The sequence below is a fragment of the Microbacterium sp. STF-2 genome (assembly GCF_034650155.1).
GTDB classification, from domain to species: domain Bacteria; phylum Actinomycetota; class Actinomycetes; order Actinomycetales; family Microbacteriaceae; genus Microbacterium; species Microbacterium maritypicum_A.
The window spans coordinates 1,487,932-1,506,419 of the sequence record NZ_JARKMW010000001.1; the positions used below are offsets into that span (position 1 = coordinate 1,487,932).

At 68.4% G+C, this 18,488-nt stretch carries 19 protein-coding genes and 1 tRNA gene; 7 read left to right on the plus strand and 13 right to left on the minus strand.

Going from position 1 to position 18,488, the window contains the following annotated elements:
• Positions 1-310 precede the first annotated feature (310 nt).
• Positions 311-1,171, plus strand: a complete 861-nt coding sequence (locus MicroSTF_RS07040) for a M15 family metallopeptidase (RefSeq protein WP_081859764.1) — start codon at positions 311-313, stop codon at positions 1,169-1,171.
• 192 nt (positions 1,172-1,363) lie between these two features.
• On the opposite strand, the gene MicroSTF_RS07045 is transcribed toward MicroSTF_RS07040, so the two are convergent.
• Together MicroSTF_RS07045 and MicroSTF_RS07050 are read right to left on the minus strand one after the other, a co-directional pair.
• Positions 1,364-1,436, minus strand: a tRNA-Thr gene (locus tag MicroSTF_RS07045).
• A 45-nt stretch (positions 1,437-1,481) separates the two neighbouring features.
• Positions 1,482-2,426, minus strand: coding sequence for a DsbA family protein (locus MicroSTF_RS07050; RefSeq protein WP_322954478.1), 945 nt, complete (start codon positions 2,424-2,426; stop codon positions 1,482-1,484).
• A 229-nt stretch (positions 2,427-2,655) separates the two neighbouring features.
• Here MicroSTF_RS07050 and MicroSTF_RS07055 point away from each other — a divergent pair, with 229 nt between their 5' ends.
• Complete coding sequence (locus MicroSTF_RS07055; RefSeq protein ID WP_021199080.1) at positions 2,656-3,759, plus strand: ABC transporter ATP-binding protein; 1,104 nt, start codon at positions 2,656-2,658, stop codon at positions 3,757-3,759.
• Between the two features lie 83 nt (positions 3,760-3,842).
• Complete coding sequence (locus MicroSTF_RS07060) at positions 3,843-5,147, plus strand: DUF4032 domain-containing protein (protein ID WP_322954481.1); 1,305 nt, start codon at positions 3,843-3,845, stop codon at positions 5,145-5,147.
• Between the two features lie 182 nt (positions 5,148-5,329).
• Here MicroSTF_RS07060 and MicroSTF_RS07065 read toward each other — a convergent pair whose 3' ends face one another.
• The 5 genes from MicroSTF_RS07065 to MicroSTF_RS07085 form a co-directional block, all read right to left on the minus strand.
• Entirely contained in the window at positions 5,330-5,971 is a 642-nt protein-coding gene (locus tag MicroSTF_RS07065; protein WP_029258684.1) for an NAD(P)-dependent oxidoreductase, read from the minus strand.
• Between the two features lie 21 nt (positions 5,972-5,992).
• Entirely contained in the window at positions 5,993-7,006 is a 1,014-nt protein-coding gene (gene rlmB / locus MicroSTF_RS07070; protein ID WP_021199087.1) for a 23S rRNA (guanosine(2251)-2'-O)-methyltransferase RlmB, read from the minus strand.
• Entirely contained in the window at positions 6,999-8,399 is a 1,401-nt protein-coding gene (gene cysS / locus MicroSTF_RS07075; RefSeq protein WP_029258685.1) for a cysteine--tRNA ligase, read from the minus strand. The genes rlmB and cysS overlap by 8 nt, the downstream gene beginning before the upstream one ends.
• Positions 8,400-8,502: 103 nt before the next feature.
• Positions 8,503-9,699 carry a 2-C-methyl-D-erythritol 4-phosphate cytidylyltransferase gene (gene ispD, locus MicroSTF_RS07080; RefSeq protein WP_322954486.1) on the minus strand — a complete coding sequence of 399 codons (1,197 nt, stop codon included), beginning with the start codon at positions 9,697-9,699 and terminating at the stop codon, positions 8,503-8,505.
• A 69-nt stretch (positions 9,700-9,768) separates the two neighbouring features.
• Positions 9,769-10,251 (minus strand): CarD family transcriptional regulator, encoded by a 483-nt coding sequence (locus MicroSTF_RS07085; protein WP_017201416.1) that lies wholly within the window; start codon positions 10,249-10,251, stop codon positions 9,769-9,771.
• 137 nt (positions 10,252-10,388) lie between these two features.
• Between MicroSTF_RS07085 and MicroSTF_RS07090 the strand changes: the two genes are divergently transcribed.
• Positions 10,389-10,922, plus strand: a complete 534-nt coding sequence (locus MicroSTF_RS07090) for a restriction endonuclease subunit M (RefSeq protein ID WP_029267222.1) — start codon at positions 10,389-10,391, stop codon at positions 10,920-10,922.
• A gap of 70 nt (positions 10,923-10,992) precedes the next feature.
• Here MicroSTF_RS07090 and MicroSTF_RS07095 read toward each other — a convergent pair whose 3' ends face one another.
• Together MicroSTF_RS07095 and MicroSTF_RS07100 are read right to left on the minus strand one after the other, a co-directional pair.
• Positions 10,993-11,676, minus strand: a complete 684-nt coding sequence (locus MicroSTF_RS07095; protein ID WP_021199091.1) for a response regulator transcription factor — start codon at positions 11,674-11,676, stop codon at positions 10,993-10,995.
• On the minus strand, positions 11,673-12,896 hold the full coding sequence (locus MicroSTF_RS07100) for a sensor histidine kinase (protein WP_029258686.1): 1,224 nt from the start codon (positions 12,894-12,896) through the stop codon (positions 11,673-11,675). The genes MicroSTF_RS07095 and MicroSTF_RS07100 overlap by 4 nt, the downstream gene beginning before the upstream one ends.
• Positions 12,897-13,112: 216 nt before the next feature.
• Here MicroSTF_RS07100 and phoU point away from each other — a divergent pair, with 216 nt between their 5' ends.
• On the plus strand, positions 13,113-13,823 hold the full coding sequence (phoU, locus tag MicroSTF_RS07105; RefSeq protein ID WP_021199093.1) for a phosphate signaling complex protein PhoU: 711 nt from the start codon (positions 13,113-13,115) through the stop codon (positions 13,821-13,823).
• A gap of 72 nt (positions 13,824-13,895) precedes the next feature.
• On the opposite strand, the gene MicroSTF_RS07110 is transcribed toward phoU, so the two are convergent.
• A complete protein-coding gene (locus tag MicroSTF_RS07110; protein WP_021199094.1) occupies positions 13,896-14,645 on the minus strand; it encodes a phosphoglyceromutase in 750 nt (249 codons plus the stop codon).
• Between the two features lie 59 nt (positions 14,646-14,704).
• On the opposite strand from MicroSTF_RS07110, the gene MicroSTF_RS07115 reads away from it, so the two are divergent.
• Complete coding sequence (locus MicroSTF_RS07115) at positions 14,705-15,532, plus strand: class I SAM-dependent methyltransferase (RefSeq protein ID WP_029267226.1); 828 nt, start codon at positions 14,705-14,707, stop codon at positions 15,530-15,532.
• 2 nt (positions 15,533-15,534) lie between these two features.
• Here MicroSTF_RS07115 and MicroSTF_RS07120 read toward each other — a convergent pair whose 3' ends face one another.
• The 3 genes from MicroSTF_RS07120 to MicroSTF_RS07130 all read right to left on the minus strand — a co-directional run bounded on the left by MicroSTF_RS07120 (position 15,535) and on the right by MicroSTF_RS07130 (position 17,716).
• Positions 15,535-16,671 carry a YgfZ/GcvT domain-containing protein gene (locus MicroSTF_RS07120; RefSeq protein WP_322954492.1) on the minus strand — a complete coding sequence of 379 codons (1,137 nt, stop codon included), beginning with the start codon at positions 16,669-16,671 and terminating at the stop codon, positions 15,535-15,537.
• Position 16,672: 1 nt separating this feature from the next.
• On the minus strand, positions 16,673-17,275 hold the full coding sequence (locus MicroSTF_RS07125; RefSeq protein ID WP_322954493.1) for an FABP family protein: 603 nt from the start codon (positions 17,273-17,275) through the stop codon (positions 16,673-16,675).
• Between the two features lie 150 nt (positions 17,276-17,425).
• On the minus strand, positions 17,426-17,716 hold the full coding sequence (locus MicroSTF_RS07130; protein WP_292765633.1) for a hypothetical protein: 291 nt from the start codon (positions 17,714-17,716) through the stop codon (positions 17,426-17,428).
• A gap of 71 nt (positions 17,717-17,787) precedes the next feature.
• On the opposite strand from MicroSTF_RS07130, the gene MicroSTF_RS07135 reads away from it, so the two are divergent.
• Positions 17,788-18,471, plus strand: coding sequence for a winged helix-turn-helix transcriptional regulator (locus MicroSTF_RS07135; protein WP_021199099.1), 684 nt, complete (start codon positions 17,788-17,790; stop codon positions 18,469-18,471).
• Positions 18,472-18,488 lie beyond the last annotated feature (17 nt).

The window sequence follows — 18,488 nt, forward strand, 5'->3', positions numbered from 1 at the left end:
ACCCCTCGGCAGCCCCGATCAGGAACGTCGGCGACACCTCGATCCCCCCGCCCATCACATTCGTGAGGAGCATCCCCGGCCCGCCTACAACTGGCACCGGCTACATCGGTGGCCCCACGTCCTCGCCCCGGAAACGCCGCGGGGCCCCGCCCTGCCGACCGGGCGGAGTTCCCTGGATCAGGTGCTGCAACGACCACGAGAACTCGGACAGCCAGGTGGGGATCTCTCAACCTATCGAGGCTCGCGGTCGAGTGTCTGTAGGCCGAAAAGGGGACAGCGCGGGCCGACGCCTGAGCCATAGCCTGGCTCCATGAACACAACCCTCGAGGCACCGCCGCCGGGGATCGTTGCGGCCGAACGCACGGTCACAGCGTCACCACCCGCCGGCCGTAAACCTGTCTCACGACGGACCTTCTTGTCCGCCTCTGCGATCGCTGCGATTGTCGCGGCCGCCGGACCACTCGTCGGGCACGCAGCTCCGGCGTTCGCGGATTGGGGCAACTACCAGAACGGGCGCATCCCGGTCAACATCCTGGCTCCCGTGCCCTGGGACACCGTCCGCATCTTGCGGACAGACGCACGAGACGCGCTCGTTCAGCTGAACAACGCGTTCCGCCCTCAATTTGGGCACAACATCACCGTGAATGACGGCTACCGAGATCTCGCCGAGCAGGTCCGTGCGAAGGAGAAGTACGGAGACAAGGCTGCGGAGCCGGGGACCTCGAACCACGGATGGGCAATCGCCGTCGACCTGGCCGACACCAATCGAGTGCAGCTGAGCTTCAGCCATCCGATCTACCTGTGGCTCAAGTCGAATGCCCGACAGTTCGGCTACATACACCCGGCCTGGGCCGAGCCCGGGACGTCACGTCCCGAACCCTGGCATTGGGAATTCAACGGTGTCTACAACGGCACGCCAACAACGACAACGATGGAGGATTCAGTGGAAGCAATCGTAAGAGCACCGAATGGAATCGTGGTTCACCTTCGCCCCGGCGGAAAGACGAACTTCGGGACGCCGCAGGAGTACAACACGTTCCGCGATCAGATCGCGTTCCTTCGTAACGCTGGTGCAACCGACGTTATGGCGCTGCCTGAGCTGTCCACGGTTCCCGGCGTGACGTGGGACACGTTCATATACCTCTCGCGCTACATCGGTGCGCCCGAGTAAGAACGCAGCGTTCTTCAGCGCGACAGCCTGAACGACACAAGGCCCCCGCCCAGCCGCAAGGCTTGGTGGGGGTCTTCGCCTTCCGGGACGCTCGATCCTCGATGCTACCCATTCCCGGACCTGGGCTGCCCTGATGCCCGACCTCGAGTAGAAACCGAGGCGGTCTTCTGCTTTCCGAACCGCTACTTCTTGAGCCGACTACGGGACTCGAACCCGTAACCCCCGTATTACAAGTACGGTGCGCTACCAATTGCGCCAAGTCGGCGGATGCCATCCACCAGCTTAGCGATGGCATCGACCCCGGTTCGAACTACGGGGCGGGCGTGGTGGTCGACGTGGGCGTCGGAGACGGCGTCGCACGGGAGGCATCGCTCGCGACGCTCAGCACGAACTGCGAGAACTCGGCCGGGTCGTCAAACGCACCGACGTACGCCTCGCCGTTCGCGACGATCATGGGCGCGGTGTTGAGCATCAGGTCTTTCGATCCGGCGAGCGGTCCGTCGAGCGCGCGCGTGGTCGCCTCCTTCGCCCAACCGACGAAGTCACCGTTCTCGATGCACGACCGGACGGCCTTGGTGTTGTCGGTGCCGACGGCGGCTGCCAGATTCGCCAGGTCCTCGTCTGACATCCCGTCACTCCCGACCTCGGGCTGGTCGTCGAGCAGGTCGTGATTGAAGGCGTAGAACTGCGCAGGCGAGTGCGTGGCGACGCACGCGGCGGCCGCAGCGGAACGCAACGAGTACTTGGTGCCGTTCGAGCTCGCGGTGAGCAAGGCGACCGGGTGGTAACTGACGGTGACCGCCCCCTCCCCGATCCAACCGGCGAGCTGACGCGCATTGGCCCGCTCGAACTTTCCGGCGTCCGGCGAGAGGTAGTCGACGTAGACGTGGATGTCGACCTTGTCGGAGGAGGTCGCGCTGGGGGTCGGCTCAGTCGAGGCGCCCGCATCGGTCGGCTCTGCCGAGGGCGTCGCGGGGACCTCATCGGATCCGGCAACGGCGGTGATGTCGGTGACGACGACGCCATCCGACTCCATCCCCGTCGGGGTGAGCTTCGGCTTCGACACCTGAGCGGACACCGCAAGGGTCACGGCGGTGCCGATCGCCCCCACCGCGACGACGGCGACGGCGCCGATGATGATCCGTCGCATGAGGCGCGCCCTCGACTGCTGGGCGTGCACTTTCTGAGCCTTCTCCCGCACGGCCTCGCGAGAATTGCGAGGTGTGGGGACGTTCGGCGTTTCGTCGCTCGACATCGTTCCTCTTGTGAGTCTGCGGGGGTCCGGGTTGGCCCCGACCGCCGCTGAGCGACGATCGCCGCTGGGCGCGGCCGAGATCGATGCTAACCAGTGAGGCTGAGAAATACCCAGGTACAGCCGTTCATGTCATACTGATCTCGACCCAAAGACGGGTCACGGTGGCTCACCCCACCGCTTCATCACTACGGATCGTCCGGCACGTACCTGCCGGTGAAGGAGAAACACAATGGCATCTGTGACTTTCGACGAAGCCACCCGCCTGTACCCCGGTGGAACCCGTCCGGCCGTCGACAAGCTGAACCTCGAGGTCGGTGACGGAGAGTTCCTCGTCCTCGTCGGCCCTTCCGGTTGCGGTAAGTCCACATCTCTGCGCATGCTCGCCGGCCTCGAAGAGGTCAACGCCGGCCGCATCCTCATCGGCGACCGCGACGTGACCGACGTCCCGCCGAAGGACCGCGACATCGCGATGGTCTTCCAGAACTACGCCCTGTACCCGCACATGACCGTCGCCGAGAACATGGGCTTCGCGCTCAAGATCGCCGGCGTCGGCAAGGAAGAGCGCGCCGCACGCGTGCTCGAGGCCGCGAAGCTCCTCGACCTCGAGCCCTACCTGACCCGCAAGCCGAAGGCCCTCTCCGGTGGTCAGCGTCAGCGTGTCGCCATGGGCCGTGCGATCGTGCGTCAGCCGCAGGTGTTCCTCATGGACGAGCCGCTGTCGAACCTCGACGCCAAGCTCCGCGTCCAGACCCGTACCCAGATCGCATCGCTGCAGCGTCGTCTCGGCGTCACCACGGTCTACGTCACCCACGACCAGACCGAGGCGCTGACCATGGGCGACCGCATCGCGGTCCTCAAGGACGGTCTGCTCCAGCAGGTCGGCTCGCCCCGCGACCTGTACGAGAAGCCGAACAACGTCTTCGTCGCCGGCTTCATCGGCTCGCCCGCGATGAACCTGTTCTCGGCCGACCTCGCCGAGGGCGGCATCCGCTTCGGCACCGAGGTCGTCCCGCTCGACCGCGACACCGTCGGTCGCGCCAACGGTTCGCAGGTGACGGTCGGCGTGCGTCCGGAGGACATCGTCGTCGGCCCCGCCGACGGCAAGGGCCTCTCGGTCACGGTCGACCTCGTCGAAGAGCTCGGCGCCGACGGCTACCTCTACGGTCACACCGAGATCAACGGCAAGCGCGCCGACCTCGTCGCTCGCGTCGACGGTCGCAACCACCCGAACGCCGGCGAGACCGTCACGCTCGCCGCCTCGGCCGGCCACGTGCACGCGTTCGACATCGAGTCGGGTGACCGTCTGAACGACAAGCCGGTCGTCTCCGCCTGATCGGATCCACAGACGCGGCGCAGGCTGACCTCGGTCGCCTGCGCCGCGTCTCTTTTTCCTCTTCGTACGCCACCAGGAGCATCATGCAGGATTCGCTGCGGATCACCGCCAGCAAGGTCGATCCGGGACTGCTCGCCCTCCCCTGGTCCACCACGCTCGCCAAGTGGCCGTCCGAGCACATCGTCTCGCTCCCCAAGGGGCTCTCCCGCCACCTCGTCCGGTTCGCCGACCTCTCGGGTCGCGTCGTCGCCGTCAAGGAGACCACTGCCGAGATGGCACAGCGCGAGTACGACATGCTGGGCAACCTCGCCCGGCTCGACGTACCGTGCGTCGACCGGGTCGCTGTGATCGCGGGGCGCACCGATGCCCATGGCGATCCCCTCCCCGCGGCACTGGTCACCTCGCACCTGCGCTTCTCGATGCCGTACCGTGCGCTGTTCACGCGCGTCCTGCGCCCGGACACCGCCAACCGTCTGGTAGACGCGCTCGCACTGCTGCTCGTGCGCCTCCACAACGTGGGCTTCTACTGGGGCGACGTCTCCCTGTCGAACACCCTCTTCCGTCGTGATGCCGGGGCCTTCGCCGCCTATCTCGTCGACGCGGAGACCGGAGAGCTCCATGAGGAGGGTCTGACCGACGGGCAGCGCGCCTACGACCTCGACCTCGCGCGTACGAACATCGCCGGCGAGATCATGGACCTCGCCGCCGGCGGACGCCTCGAGCACGGGGTGGATGCGGTCGCGATCGCCGACGGCATCGTGTCGTCCTACCGCTCGCTCTGGGCCGAGCTCACCGCACAGGAGTCCTTTTCCGCCGCCGAGACGTGGCGCATCACCGAGCGCGTGGAACGGCTCAACGCCCTCGGATTCGACATCGATGAGATGTCGATGTCGACCACCGCGGACGGCACCGTCGTCGAGATCCAGCCGAAGGTCGTGGACGCCGGGCATCATCAGCGGCGCCTCATCCGTCTCACGGGGCTCGACGTGGAGGAGAACCAGGCACGACGGCTGCTCAACGACCTCGACGAGTTCCGCGCTCGCTCGACCAAGCAATGGGCGGACGAAGAGATGTACGCGCACGAGTGGCTCACCCGCGTGTTCGAGCCCGTCGTTCGCGCGATCCCCTACGAGCTGCGCGCCAAGCTCGAGCCGGCTGAGGTGTTCCACCAGGTGCTGGAACACCGCTGGTACCTGTCTCAGGCGGAAGGACGCTCGGTCCCACTCGCCGAGGTGCTCACCAGCTACATCAACGAGGTGCTGCGCCACCGACGCGACGAAGCCACCATCATGGGGCCGCCCACCGAGACGATGAGCCTTCCGGTGATCACCGGCGTGACCCCGGTGGCCGACGAGGATGAGGACGTCGACTGGCGCGACCTGGTCTGACCGCCCCTCCGCTCCCCGCGCACGGGTTGTCGTCGAGTGCGGGGGTAGTCGAGTGCACGGGTTGTCTTCGAGTGCACCGCCTGTTGACGCCAGCAAACCGTGCGCTCGGCGAGATCACGTGATCTCGACGCGGCCCGGCGGGCGTGGGGGGGGGGGGAGAGAGAGTGGGCGGAGCGTGGGGGTCAGTAGCCGACGGTGAAACGCTCGCGGTGGTGGTTGCCCTGCTCGATCTCGTCGACCACGGCGACGGCGAAATCGGCCCCGGAGATGTACGACGTGCCTTCGGCATCGCGGACGATCACATCGCCCCCGTCGCGATAGCGGCCGGTACGCTCGCCCTCCGCCCAAGGACCGAACACCTCAGCCGGATGGATGAAGAACCAGTCCAGCCCCGCGTCGGTCGCCTCGAGGAGCGCGAGCGAGTCGATCCCGACCTGCGCCTCGTGCTTGTACTCCTCGGGGAAGTCCTGATCGAACAGACGCGGGCCTCCCGGCGCCACCAGGCTTCCTCCGGCACCGCCGACCACGCCGAGACGGGTCGCCGTACCGGCGATCTGCTCGACGACGTTCGACAGCGCCTCGAGCGCACGGTCTTCCATGTCGCCGCGTGGAGAGAGCGCCGACACCACGGCATCCGCACCGACGAACGCGTCCGCGAGGGGCGCCAGGTCGAGCGCGGAGCCCTGCAGGTAGGCGGCTCCGGCCACCGGATCGGTCGGTTCCGAACGCGAGATCGCGATGACGGCGTGGCCACGACTCACCGCCTCCGTGACGATGTGGCGACCGGCGTACCCGGTCCCTCCGATCACGATGATGCGAGCCATGGTCAGCCTTCCCTCGGACGTCTAGTTCTTCTTCGCGGCGCGGAGCGACGCGACCTGGTACAGGGCGACGGATGTCGCGATACCGGCGTTCAGCGACTCGGTGGCCGCGGAGATCGGAATCGAGACGATCTGGTCGCAGGTCTCGGACACCAGGCGCGACAGTCCCTTGCCCTCCGAGCCGACCACGATCACGACGGGACGATCGGCGAGCTGCAGCTCGGGGAGCGACACGTCGCCGTCACCGTCGAGACCGAGCACGAACACGCCCTGCTTCTTGAACTCCTTGAGCTGCGTGGTGAGGTTGGTCGCCAGCGCCACGGGGGTGCGGGCGACGGCTCCGGCGCTGGTCTTCCAAGCCGCCGAGTTGACGCCGGCCGAGCGACGCTGGGGAAGGATGACGCCCTGCCCGCCGAACGCCGCGGTGGAACGGATGATGGCGCCCAGGTTGCGGGGGTCGGTGATGCCGTCGAGGGCGACGAACAGGGGGACCTCTCCGCGGTCGATGACCTGCTCGAGCAGATCCTGTGGGTGCGCGTACTCGTACGGCGGCACCTTGATAGCGACGCCCTGGTGCACGCCGTCGAACCCGGCCATACGGTCGAGCTCCGGACGCGTGACCTCCATCACGGGGATGCCCCGATGCGTGGCGATCGAGAGCATCTCCTTCACGCGGTCGTCCATCTCGACGCGCTGCGCGATGTAGAACGCCGTCGCCGGGATCTTCGCGCGCAGTGCCTCGAGGACCGAGTTGCGACCCGTGACGTTCTCGGTGTCGTCCCCCGCCTTGGCCTTGGGCGCACGGTTCCCCCCGCCACCGGAGCCCGGCCGACTGCCGCCGGGACGTCCCTTGCCGCCCGTGGCTGCCGCGTAGCGCTCGGCTGCGGCCTTGCGCTTGCCCGCGGGATGCCAGGCGCGGTCCTCCGCTTTCGGCGTCGGTCCCCGCCCCTCGAGCGCCTTGCGCCCGAGTCCGCCGGTGCCCTTGGTCGGGCCCTTCTTGTTTCCCTTGCTCGCGCCGGGGCGCCCTGGCTTAGCCATCGATACTCCAATGAGTTCCGGCCGGAGTGTCCTCCAGCGTGATTCCTGCGGCGGCGATCGCATCTCGGATGCGATCCGCCGCCGCCCAGTCCTTGTCAGCGCGTGCTTGGGCGCGCTGGGTGATCATCGTCTGGACGAGGGCGTCCAGAGCGGATTCCGAAGCGCCGGTCTTCGCATCGGAAGTGGGCGTGAGGCCGAGGACGGAAGTCATCGCCAGCACGGCGCGCAGCGCATCGAGCGCGGCGGCGTCCTCCCCCGCGTCCAGCGCCGCGTTTCCCGCTCGCACCGTCTCGTGCAGCACCGCGAGTGCCTGGGGCACACCGAGGTCATCATCCATCGCCGCTGCGAACGCGGCGGGGAGGCTCTGCGACAGGAGGAACCCGATGCCCCCTCCGGCAACACGTGCGGCACGTTGCTGGAACGTGCCGATCCGGTTGAGAGCCGCCTCGGCCTCGGCCCACGACGAGTCGCCGAGGTCGAGGCTCGACCGGTAGTGGGCGGCGGCCAGCGCGTACCGCACCACCAGTGGATCGTGCGCGGCCAGCACATCGGCCGCCAACGTGAAGTTCCCCAACGACTTCGACATCTTCTGGCCGTCGACGGTCACGAGCCCGTTGTGCACCCAGTAGCGCGCGAAGCCGTCACCTGCTGCCGTCGACTGCGCGAGCTCGTTCTCGTGGTGCGGGAAGCGCAGGTCGAGCCCTCCCCCATGGATGTCGAACTCGGCGCCGAGATAGCGCTTCGACATCGCGGAGCATTCGATGTGCCATCCGGGCCGCCCGGATCCCCACGGCGACGCCCAGGTCGCATCGGCCGGCTCTTCGGGCTTGCTGCCCTTCCAGAGCGCGAAGTCCTGGGGGTTGCGCTTGCCCCGAGGGTCCGCATCCTCTGCGGCCTCCATGGCGTCGAGGGACTGATGGGTGAGCGACCCGTACTCCGCCCAGGAGCGCACGTCGAAGTACACGTCGCCGGAGCTGTCGGGCGCCGGGTAGGCGTGGCCGCGTTCGATCAGCACCGCGATGAGTTCCTGCATCTGCGGCACGGACGCCGTGGCCCGAGGCTCGTAGGTCGGCGGCAGGATACCGACACCCGCATACGCCGCGGTGAACTCCTGCTCCATCCGGTACGCCAATGCCCACCACGGCTCGGAGTCCGTCGCGTTGGCGAGCACCTTGTCGTCGATGTCGGTGACGTTGCGCACGAACGTGACCCGACCGTGGCGGTACTCCAGCCAGCGGCGCAGCAGATCGAAGCTCAGAGCGGCCCGGACGTGCCCGATGTGGGGCCCCGACTGCACCGTGGGTCCACACACGTACATCGTGATGTTCTCGGGATCGAGAGGCACGAAGTCGCGCAGCTGCTGCGCGCGGGTGTCGTAGAGGCGGACTGTCACCGCTCAAGCCTACTCGGCGACCGCTGAGCGCCAGCCCCCGCAGCGTTATTCGCCGTCCGATATGACGTTCGGCGACCGACCGGGAGGCCTCCTCCCCTGATCGTCAGCCTTCTCTGGGACCGGTGGGGATCACCGACGCGATGGCCGTCACCGCGATGCCCTCGCCCCGCCCGGGGAATCCGAGCCCGTCCGTCGTCGTCGCGGTCACCGTCACCGGGGCGCCGAGGACAGTGGACAGGACTCCCTCGGCCTCTGCCCGTCGAGGGCTGAATCGGGGGCGATTGCCCTGGAACTGCACTGAGACGTTGCCGATGTCGAATCCGGCTCCAGCGAGGAGCTCGCGGGTGCGGGCGAGGAAGACGTCGGCGTGCGCGCCGGCGTACTCGGGGTGCGAGGTGCCGAAGTGCTCCCCGATGTCGCCGAGACCCGCGGCCCCGAGGAGCGCGTCGACCATCGCGTGAGCGACGGCGTCTCCGTCCGAATGACCGGACAGCGGCTGCTCCCCCTCCCATTCGAGCCCGGCGAGCCACAGGTTCCCTTCGCCGCCGAAAGCGTGGACATCCGTCCCGATGCCCACGCGGGGGATGCCGGATGCCGCGGCTCTCGTGCCGAGCAGATGCCGGGCACGCTCGAGGTCGGCCGGCGTGGTGATCTTGAAAGCCCGCTCGGAGCCCCCGATGTACCGCACGGGATGACCCGCCGCAGCGAACAGCGCCGCATCGTCGGTGTACTCGGTGCCACCGTCGCGTGCCGCGGCGTACGCGGACTCGAGCAGCGCCCTCGGGAACCCCTGCGGCGTCTGCGCCGCGGCGAGTTCGGAACGGTCGACGGCGGCGACGACGACACCGTCCACGACCTTCTTGAGGGTGTCGACCACGGGCAGCGCCGGGATCACGCCGACATCTGCCGTCACCGACGCGGCGACCGCATCGATCTGCGTCGGAGGGGTGAGAGCGCGCGCCGCATCGTGCACCAGCACCGTCTCGACGTCGCCCCAGAGCGCGGCGAGACCCGCCGCGACCGACTGCTGTCTGGTCGCACCGCCCACGACCACACGTCCGAGGTCGGCCCGTTCGCCGGCGGCCTCTCGAAGCTCTGTCTCGGCGTCGCCCTCCCACCCTTCCGGGGCGACCACGATGACCTGAGCCGGGGCCGCGGCGAAGACGCCGTCGAGCGCATGGCGAAGGATGGGACGGGCATCGATACCGACGAAGGCCTTCGGGGCGCGTGCGCCCAGACGCGTGCCTGAGCCGGCGGCGACGACGATGATCGCGGTACGCGGGACGGGGAGGATGGTCACAGCATCACGTTACCGGCGAAGACGACGAAAGGCGGATGCCGAAGCACCCGCCTTTCGTCGTGGAACAGCTCAGGACGCGAGGACCTCGTCGAGCAGTGCGCCCGCCTTGTCCTCGTCGGTCTTCTCGGCGAGCGCCAGCTCGGAGATGAGGATCTGACGAGCCTTCGCCAGCATCCGCTTCTCACCCGCGGAGAGTCCGCGGTCCTGGTCACGACGCCACAGGTCGCGAACGACTTCGCTCACCTTGATCACATCGCCGGAGGCGAGCTTCTCGAGGTTCGCCTTGTACCGACGCGACCAGTTCGTGGGCTCTTCTGTGAAGGGTGCTCGCAGCACCTCGAAAACATGATCGAGGCCTTCCTTGCCGATGACGTCACGAACGCCGACCAGGTCGACATTCTCCGCGGGGACCTCAATGATGAGATCGCCCTGGGTGACGTTGAGCTTCAGGTATTTCTTCGCCTCACCCTTGATGATGCGCTCTTTGACCTCGATGATGGTCGCAGCGCCATGGTGGGGATAGACGACGGTCTCGCCAACCTCAAAAAGCATAAAAACGTGTCCTTTCGGCAACCTCAAGGATACCACAGGGGTCATGCGCTAAGGTTCGCGCCTCCGGTGCCGCAGGAGCCCTCACGACTTACGCATAGAATGGATGCGGATATCCCCGCCGGACCTCAGGAGGACCCGTGAAATCGCGCCTTGTTGCGTCTGCAGCCCTCAGCGCCCTCGTTCTGCTCGGTGCGACCGGGTGCACGTTCATCACCCCGCAGTCCACCAAGACCGAGTACGCCGCGTCCGACGGAGTGAACGTGTCCGACGCCGACGGCCCGATCGACGTGCGCAACGCCCTCGTGGTTGCCACCGAAGACGGGTCGACCGGAAACTTCGTCGCCGCCATCGTGAACCCCACCGAGGAGAAGGCGACCCTGACGATCACCGTCGAGGGCCTGGATCCGCTCGTCGTCACCGTCCCCGCAGGGGGCACGGTGAGCCTGGGCGCGGATGAGGAGCCGCTGCGCATCGTCGGCCTCGACACCAAGCCCGGCGCCACGGTGGAGATGCACTTCCAGTCCGGAGACTCCACCGGCGTCAAGACCGAGGTGCCCGTACTCGACGGCACTCTCCCGTACTACGCAGACCTGGTCCCCTCCGAGAAGGAGTCGACCCCTCGCCCGACACCCCTGCCGACCGACACGGCAGCTCCGGCGCCCGCGAACTGACGCGTCACCGCATCGAGAAGAGGCCGGCACCCCCGCAGGGTGCCGGCCTCTTCTCCGTTCCGTCTGAGGATCAGCCTTCGAAGCGATACCCCAGACCTCGCACGGTGACGAGCATGACCGGCTCGCTCGGGTTCTCCTCGATGCGCGAGCGGATGCGCTTGATGTGCACGTCGAGGGTCTTGGTGTCGCCGAAGTAGTCACTCCCCCAGACCCGGTCGATGAGCTGTCCGCGGGTCAGGACGCGTCCGGAGTTGCGCATCAGGACCTCGAGCAGCTCGAACTCCTTCAACGGCATGTTGATCTGCGCGCCGGCGACGGAGACGGTGTGCCGGTCGATGTCGAGCGAGACCCGCCCGCCGTCGAGCACACGCTCGTCGAGCTCACCCTCGGCCTGCACGACCCGACGCAGCACGGCACGCATGCGTGCGAGCAGCTCGCGGGACGAGTAGGGCTTCGTGATGTAGTCGTCGGCGCCGAGCTCGAGGCCCACGACGATGTCCACCTCGGAGTCCTTCGCTGTGAGCATGATGATGGGCACGGCCGAGGTGGACCGGATCTGTCGGCACACCTCGGTGCCCGGCATCCCCGGAAGCATGAGGTCGAGCAGCACGATGTCGGCACCGCGCTCCCGGAAGGCCGCGAGAGCGCCGGGGCCGTCCTCGGCGATCTCCACCTCGTAACCCTCACGCCGGAGCAGGTACGCGAGCGGGTCGGCGAGGTCGGGCTCGTCTTCGACGAGAAGGATTCGGGTCATGCTCTCTCTCCGTTTCGAACGCGCGCGGACGACGCGGCCTTGGCCGCCTTGCGCGCACGCTTCTTCTTGCTCTTCTTGCCCGCGTCGAGGTTGTCGGGGGCGTCGATCCGGGGAAGACGGATCGTGAACGTGGAGCCCCGGCCCGGACGGGACCACAGCCGCACCTCTCCGCCGTGCCGCTGCGTCGCGTGCTTGACGATGGAGAGCCCGAGACCGGTACCCCCGGTGCGCCGGGAGCGGGCTTCATCCGCACGGTAGAACCGTTCGAAGATGCGCTCGCGATCGGCTTCGGCGATACCGATGCCCTGGTCGGACACGGCGATCTCGACCACGCCCGCCTCCGCCCGCACGCCGACTCCGACGCGGGAGCCGCGGGGCGAGTACACGATCGCGTTGGCGATCAGGTTGCCGACCGCCTCGATCAGGATCTGCGCGTCGCCGCGCACGAACACGCCGCGGTCCCCGCCTCTGGCGAGCTCGACGCCGGCGGAATCCGCCTGCACGACATGGGCCTCGATCGAGGAGGCGATCACCTCGTCGATCGCGACGGGACCGACCTTCGTCAGGCCGTCCTCGGCCTGCAGCCGGGACAGACTCATGATGCGCCCGGTGAGCTGCCCGAGTCTTCCGGCCTCGGCGGAGATGCGTGCGGCGAAGATGCGCACCTGGGCCGGGTCGTCGGCGGCGGACTCGATGGCCTCGGCGAGAAGGCTCACGGCTCCCACGGGGGTCTTCAGCTCGTGACTGGTGTTCGCCACGAAGTCGCGACGCATCTGGTCGAGTCGCTCCTGCTCGGTGACGTCGCGGATGATCAGCAGCACCAGACGTGTGCCGATGACGCTGGCACGGGCCGAGACCAGTCGGGGGTCGAGACTCAGTCCCCCACGTGTGATGCGCATCGACTCGGTGACGGAGCCGCCCGCTTCCCGGACGCCGCGCACCAGTTGGCGGAGCTCCGGGTGGTCGAGCGTCGAGCCGACCTCGATGCCGAAACGCGTCGCAGCCTGCGAGGAAGCCAGCACGAGGCCGGAGGTGTCGACGATCGCCGCGGCATCATCCATGCTGTGCAGGACGTCGGTGATGCCGGCCGGGATCGCCAGCGACGTCTCCTCCTGCACCCGCGCCCGTGCACGGTATGCCCACACCACGAGGAGGGAGAGGCCGACGCCGATCACCAGCCCGATGGCGAGCGAAGACAGCGCGAGCTGCGGCAAGGTCATGACACAAGCGTAGAGTGCGTTCACCGTCCGTCCGGCGGGTTTCCGCGCCCTGGCGGGAACAGGAGAAGTACTATTCACGTGCTGGGCACCGTTCGTTAACCTTCGAAGCAGACAATCGCTTCGGGCTTGTGCGGGAGCACAGACCTGCTCTCGTGCGGACGACCCGCCGTCTCGCGCTGACACAGCCGAGATCCGAATGAAAGGTTGCGCCCCAACATGCGCGAAGTCTTCCACCAGTCCCTCGAGGACCTTCAGAATCGTCTCGTCGAGATCGCCGACCTCGTCACGGTCTCGATCGACAAGGCCACCAGGGCGTTCGCGACGAGCGACGTGGCCCTGGCCGAGGAGGTCATCGCCGACGACGCGAAGATCGACGAGCTGGCCGTCGCCCTCGACGAGCAGGCCATCGAGATCCTCGCCCGCCAGCAGCCGGTCGCCCGCGACCTGCGCATCGTGGTCACGGCTCTGCGCGTGAGCGCCTCGCTCGAGCGCATGGGCGACATGTCGGAGCACATCGCCCAGCTCGCCCGTCTCCGCTTCCCCGAGCGCGCCATCCCGAAGGGCCTCAAGGGCACCTTCGTGAAGATGGGCGAGCTCGACGTCGAGGTCGCCCGCACGCTCTCCGAGCTGCTGCGCACCCAGGACCTGCGCTTCGCCGACGCCATCCGCAACGCGGACGACGACGTCGACGAGCTGCACGCCACCGTCTTCGAGAAGGTGCTCAGCGACAACTGGAAGGGCGAGGCCACGGCGACCGTCGATGCCACGCTCGCCAGCCGCTACCACGAGCGCTTCGCGGACCACGCGGTGGCCGTCGCGAAGAAGGTCGTCTACCTCGCCACGGGCGATTGGGCCGTCGAGGAGGAGGACATCCCCCTCGCCGTCGAGCAGCAGGAGCTGGGCCAGCAGGAGTTCGGCCACGCCTGACCCGCACATCGAGAAACGCCGAAGCCCCCGATGCATGTGCATCGGGGGCTTCGGCGTTTCGAGCGGAAGCTCTTACTTCTTGCCCTGCGCCGCGACGGCGGCGGCACCGGCGGCGGCGGCCTCGGGATCGAGGTAGCGGCCGGGTCCGGTGGGGACGTTGTTCTCGTCCAGCTCGTACACCAGCGGGATGCCGGTCGGGATGTTCAGCTCGGCGATGTCGTCGTCGCTGATGCCCTCGAGGTGCTTCACGAGACCACGCAGCGAGTTGCCGTGCGCTGTGACGAGCACGGTCTTGCCGGCTTCGAGGTCGGGGACGATCGCGCTCTCCCAGTACGGCAGCAGACGGTCGATGACGAGCTTGAGCGACTCGGTGCGCGGCACTTCGCCATCGATCCCCGCGTAGCGGACGTCGTTCACCTGGCTGAACTCGCTCTCGTCGTCGAGCACGGGCGGCGGCACGTCGAACGAGCGGCGCCACAGCTGGAACTGCTCGGGACCGAACTCCTCGAGCGTCTGCGCCTTGTCCTTGCCCTGGAGCGCGCCGTAGTGGCGCTCGTTGAGGCGCCAGGAGCGGGTCACCGGGATCCACAGCCGGTCGGCGGCATCGAGCGCGATGTTCGCGGTCTGGATGGCGCGGCTCAGCAGCGAGGTGTGCAGCACGTCGGGGAGGATGCCGGACTCGGCCAGCAGCTCACCACCGCGGCGGGCCTCCTTCTCGCCCTGCGCGTTGAGGCGGACGTCCACCCAACCGGTGAACAGGTTCAGTTCGTTCCACTCGCTCCGGCCGTGGCGGAGCAGGATGAGGGTGCGCGTCGCAGTCATGCCGTCAGTTTATCCGCCCGGGGCACGGCACCCGATTCGGATGCTGGGAGGATGGAGACATGGCGTCATCTCCCCTCGGTCGGCCGACCCGCGGCACCACGGGGACCAACCGACTGCGACGCAACGATCGCTGGATCGCGGCGAGCGCCGCGTTGCGGCGGGCATCCGATCCGCTGGTCGTCGACCTCGGCTACGGCGCCAGCGGCGTCACCGCCTTCGAGCTCGCGACCCGCCTGGTCCGGGTGCGCGACGACGTCGAGGTGCGCGGCCTGGAGATCGACCCCGCCCGCGTCGCGACGGCCGACGCGCAGCTCGCCGAGGTGCGTGCAGGGCGGACGCCGTTCGCTCCCGATCTGCCCGTCTCCTTCGCGCGCGGCGGCTTCGAGGTTCCGCTCCCCGAGGGACGCACGGCCGCGGTGATCCGCGCCATGAACGTGCTGCGGCAGTATGACGAGCAGGACGTCGCGAATGCCTGGTCCCTGATGGCTTCCCGCCTGGCCCCTGACGGCCTGCTGTTCGAGGGGACCTGTGACGAGATCGGCCGGGTGTCGAGCTGGATCGACGTGGATGCGCACGCTGCGCCGCTGCGCTTCACGATCTCCCTGCGTCTCGCCGATCTGGAGCGACCGAGCATCGTCGCCGAGCGTCTGCCGAAGGCGCTGATCCACCGCAACGTCCCGGGCGAGCGCATCCATTCCCTGCTCGTCGATCTCGATCGGGAGTGGGACCGCGCGGCTCCGCTTTCGACGTTCGGCGCCACGCAGCGCTTCCTCGCCGCCGTGGGCGCACTCCGGGACCAGGGATGGCCTGTGCTCGGCGGACGCACTCGGTGGCGCCTGGGCGAGCTGACGCTGCCCTGGTCCGCGGTCGCCCCGCTCCCCGCCTGAGTTCAGCTTCCGGCGCCGGAGATGGAATCGCGCGGGTCCGGTGCCGTGGGTCGGCGAGACAGACGGGTGAGGCGCGGGATGTCTGCGGTGGCCCCCGCGTCAGCCGGCACGATCACCTGCTGAGAGGCGGCGATGTCGATGCCGTCCGCACGCACCACCAGATCCCCGACCGGCGCGCGCCGCGACAGGATCGCGAGAGCGATGGGACCGTCTTCGTGGTGACGCGCGACCGAGGTCAGGTGCCCGACCTCATCGTCGCCGGCGTACACCGGCGCGCCCGGCTCGGGAAGCACCGCATCGCTGCCATCGAGGTGGAGGGCGGCCAGACGGCGGGGCGGGTGACCGAGATTGTGCACCTTCGCGACCGTCTCCTGTCCGCGGTAGCAGCCCTTGTTCAGGTGCACCGCGCTGCGGATCCAGTCGGACTCGTGCGGCAGCGAACGCTCGTCGACCTCTGTCGTCCAGCGCGGGCGCCAGGCAGCCACGCGGAGTGCCTCGGCGGCGAGGAGACCGGCGAGCGCCTCCCGATCGAGGGACGCGGCGAGGGCCTCAGCCCCGTCCGCGGACAGGATCGCCACCCGCCACGCATAGTCGGCCGCCGGATGCTCGATGACCTCGGAGTACTGGTGTCCGCCGACGCTGATCCGCTGCCACGGGTCGGCCCAGACGAGAGCGGTGCCGTGCGGCGAGGCTGCGGCGGCGGTGGCCGCCGCAGCGACGACACCGCCGTCGATGAACCCGACCGGCACGAGGTCGGCGCGGATGTCGACGGTGGCCTGGGTGCGGAACTTCATGCGCGTCAGCCAGCCGGCGAGCGCCTCGGCGTCTCCCGCATCCGCGATGAGCCATGTGGATGCACCGTCGTCGATGACGCCGGCCGCGTGTTCCACCCGGCCCTGCGGGTCGAGAACCAGAAGCTCGGTGCTTTCACCGGGGGCGAGCCGTCCGACGGCCTGCGAGGTGATCGAATCGAGCCAGCTCAGCCGTTCGGGACCCGCGACCTCGATCACGGTGCGGTCGCCGAGCGGCGCGAGGGCCGCGCCGTCGGCGAGACGCCGCTGCTCACGGAACGCATCGCCGAAGTGCGCGATCAGGTCGCCGTCGGTGACGGCCCCGTCGATCCGGCCGAAGACGGACATCTCAGACCTTGGCCAGTCGCGCCGACGCATGAGAGCGCAGCGGGGTGCCGAGGGCGGCGATGTCCCACGCCCACAGCAGGTGACCGTCGACGAGGCCGTACATGCGCGAAGACGCCGTGTGCACCTTCGCACCGGCACTGCGCACGACGGCGTCCGATCCGATGTCGATGCGCGGACCGTTGATCTCGCCGATGTACAGCTCGAGGGCGCCGTCGGCGTGCGCGAGCGAGACCTCGATGGGGAATCCGCCGCTCGGCGCGCGCAGCTCCTCCACGTCGTCGACCGTGCGTGCGACGGCGGGCGCGGTCGGAGGCAGCAGCGCGGGACCGGGATCCGCGGCCGTGGCCGGGCGCGCCAGACGCCAGAAGCCTGTCTCGGCCAGCAACGCCGCGGCGGGGGCGCCCTCTTCCGTGAGGAACGTGGCCGTGCCGGAGTAGTTCAGGAACGGACCCCCGTCATGGCTGAAGCTGATCCGGTGCGTGAACTCGCCCTGCAGGCGGTCTTCGCCCACCGGGTAGTCGATGACACCTGTTCCCTCCCAGACGCCGATCAGCCACGCGAACGGGACGAGATCGGCCGGAAGGTCGACGGGCAGTTCGAGCATCGTCGCGTCAGCGCTGGCCGCGGAAGAGGTTGCGCAGCACCACTGCCGAGACGAAGACGATAGCGAGGCTCGCGAGGCCCAGCAGGCCGATGAAGAAGATTTCGAGCGCCATGAGGTCCATGTGCTCCACCTTACCGCGCCGCGCCGGTGTCAGGACGGGATCAGTGCCGCGAGACCGAATCCGACCGAGATGATGCCCATCAGCAGCAGACCGCCGATCACGCTCCCCGCCACCCGGAAGATGAAACCCTGCGTACGCCCGTACCAGAGCTGCACGGCGAAGGACAGGAGCACGACGCCGCCGAACCCGACCAGCAGCCAGGGCACGCGCCATTCCTCCGGCACGAAGATGCCGATGGCGACGGTGGCGAGGAACGCGGTGGCCCAGACGACGAGCACACCGACGAACGCGTTGCGCGGTGCGAGTGCGGGATCCGTCATGTCTCCATTGTTGCGCATCGCTCCCGGTATCATGGCGGCACGACGTCGATCCGCGTCTGTGAGGAGTGCGCGTGGCCCAGGTGCTGGTTCTGACCAACGCTCCGCTCTCCGAGCAGGTGCTCCCCGCGCTCGAGCTGCTGAGCCACCGCGCGCGCCAGATACCCGCAGAGCCCTCGCAGCTGGTCAACGCCCCCGAGTACGACGTCGTGATCGTCGATGGCCGTCACGACCTGGTCGCCGCGAAGTCGCTGTGCCGCCTGCTGCGAACCGCCGGGCAGGATGCGCCGCTGCTCCTCGTCGTCACGGAAGGCGGGATGAGCGCGCTGTCGGGAGACTGGGGCATCGACGATGTCCTGCTCTCCACGGCGGGGCCCGCGGAGATCGACGCCCGACTCCGTCTCGCCCTCGCCCGACGCGACGAGGTCGCCGAGCCCGCGCGCGTGCAGGCATCCGGCGTCACGATCGATGAGCAGTCCTACTCCGCCAAACTGCGCGGAAGGCCTCTGGATCTCACCTACAAGGAGTTCCAGCTTCTGCACTTCCTGGCGACGCACCCCGCTCGCGTGTTCACCCGCGAGCAGTTGCTCAGCGAGGTCTGGGGGTACGACTATTTCGGGGGCACCCGCACGGTCGACGTGCATGTGCGACGGCTCAGGGCGAAGCTCGGCGACCAGGAGCAGATCATCGGCACCGTGCGCAACGTCGGCTATCGCTTCAACGTCAACGAGGATGAGGGCCTCGCCAGCGCGGGCTGACGATCGACTCCGTTCAC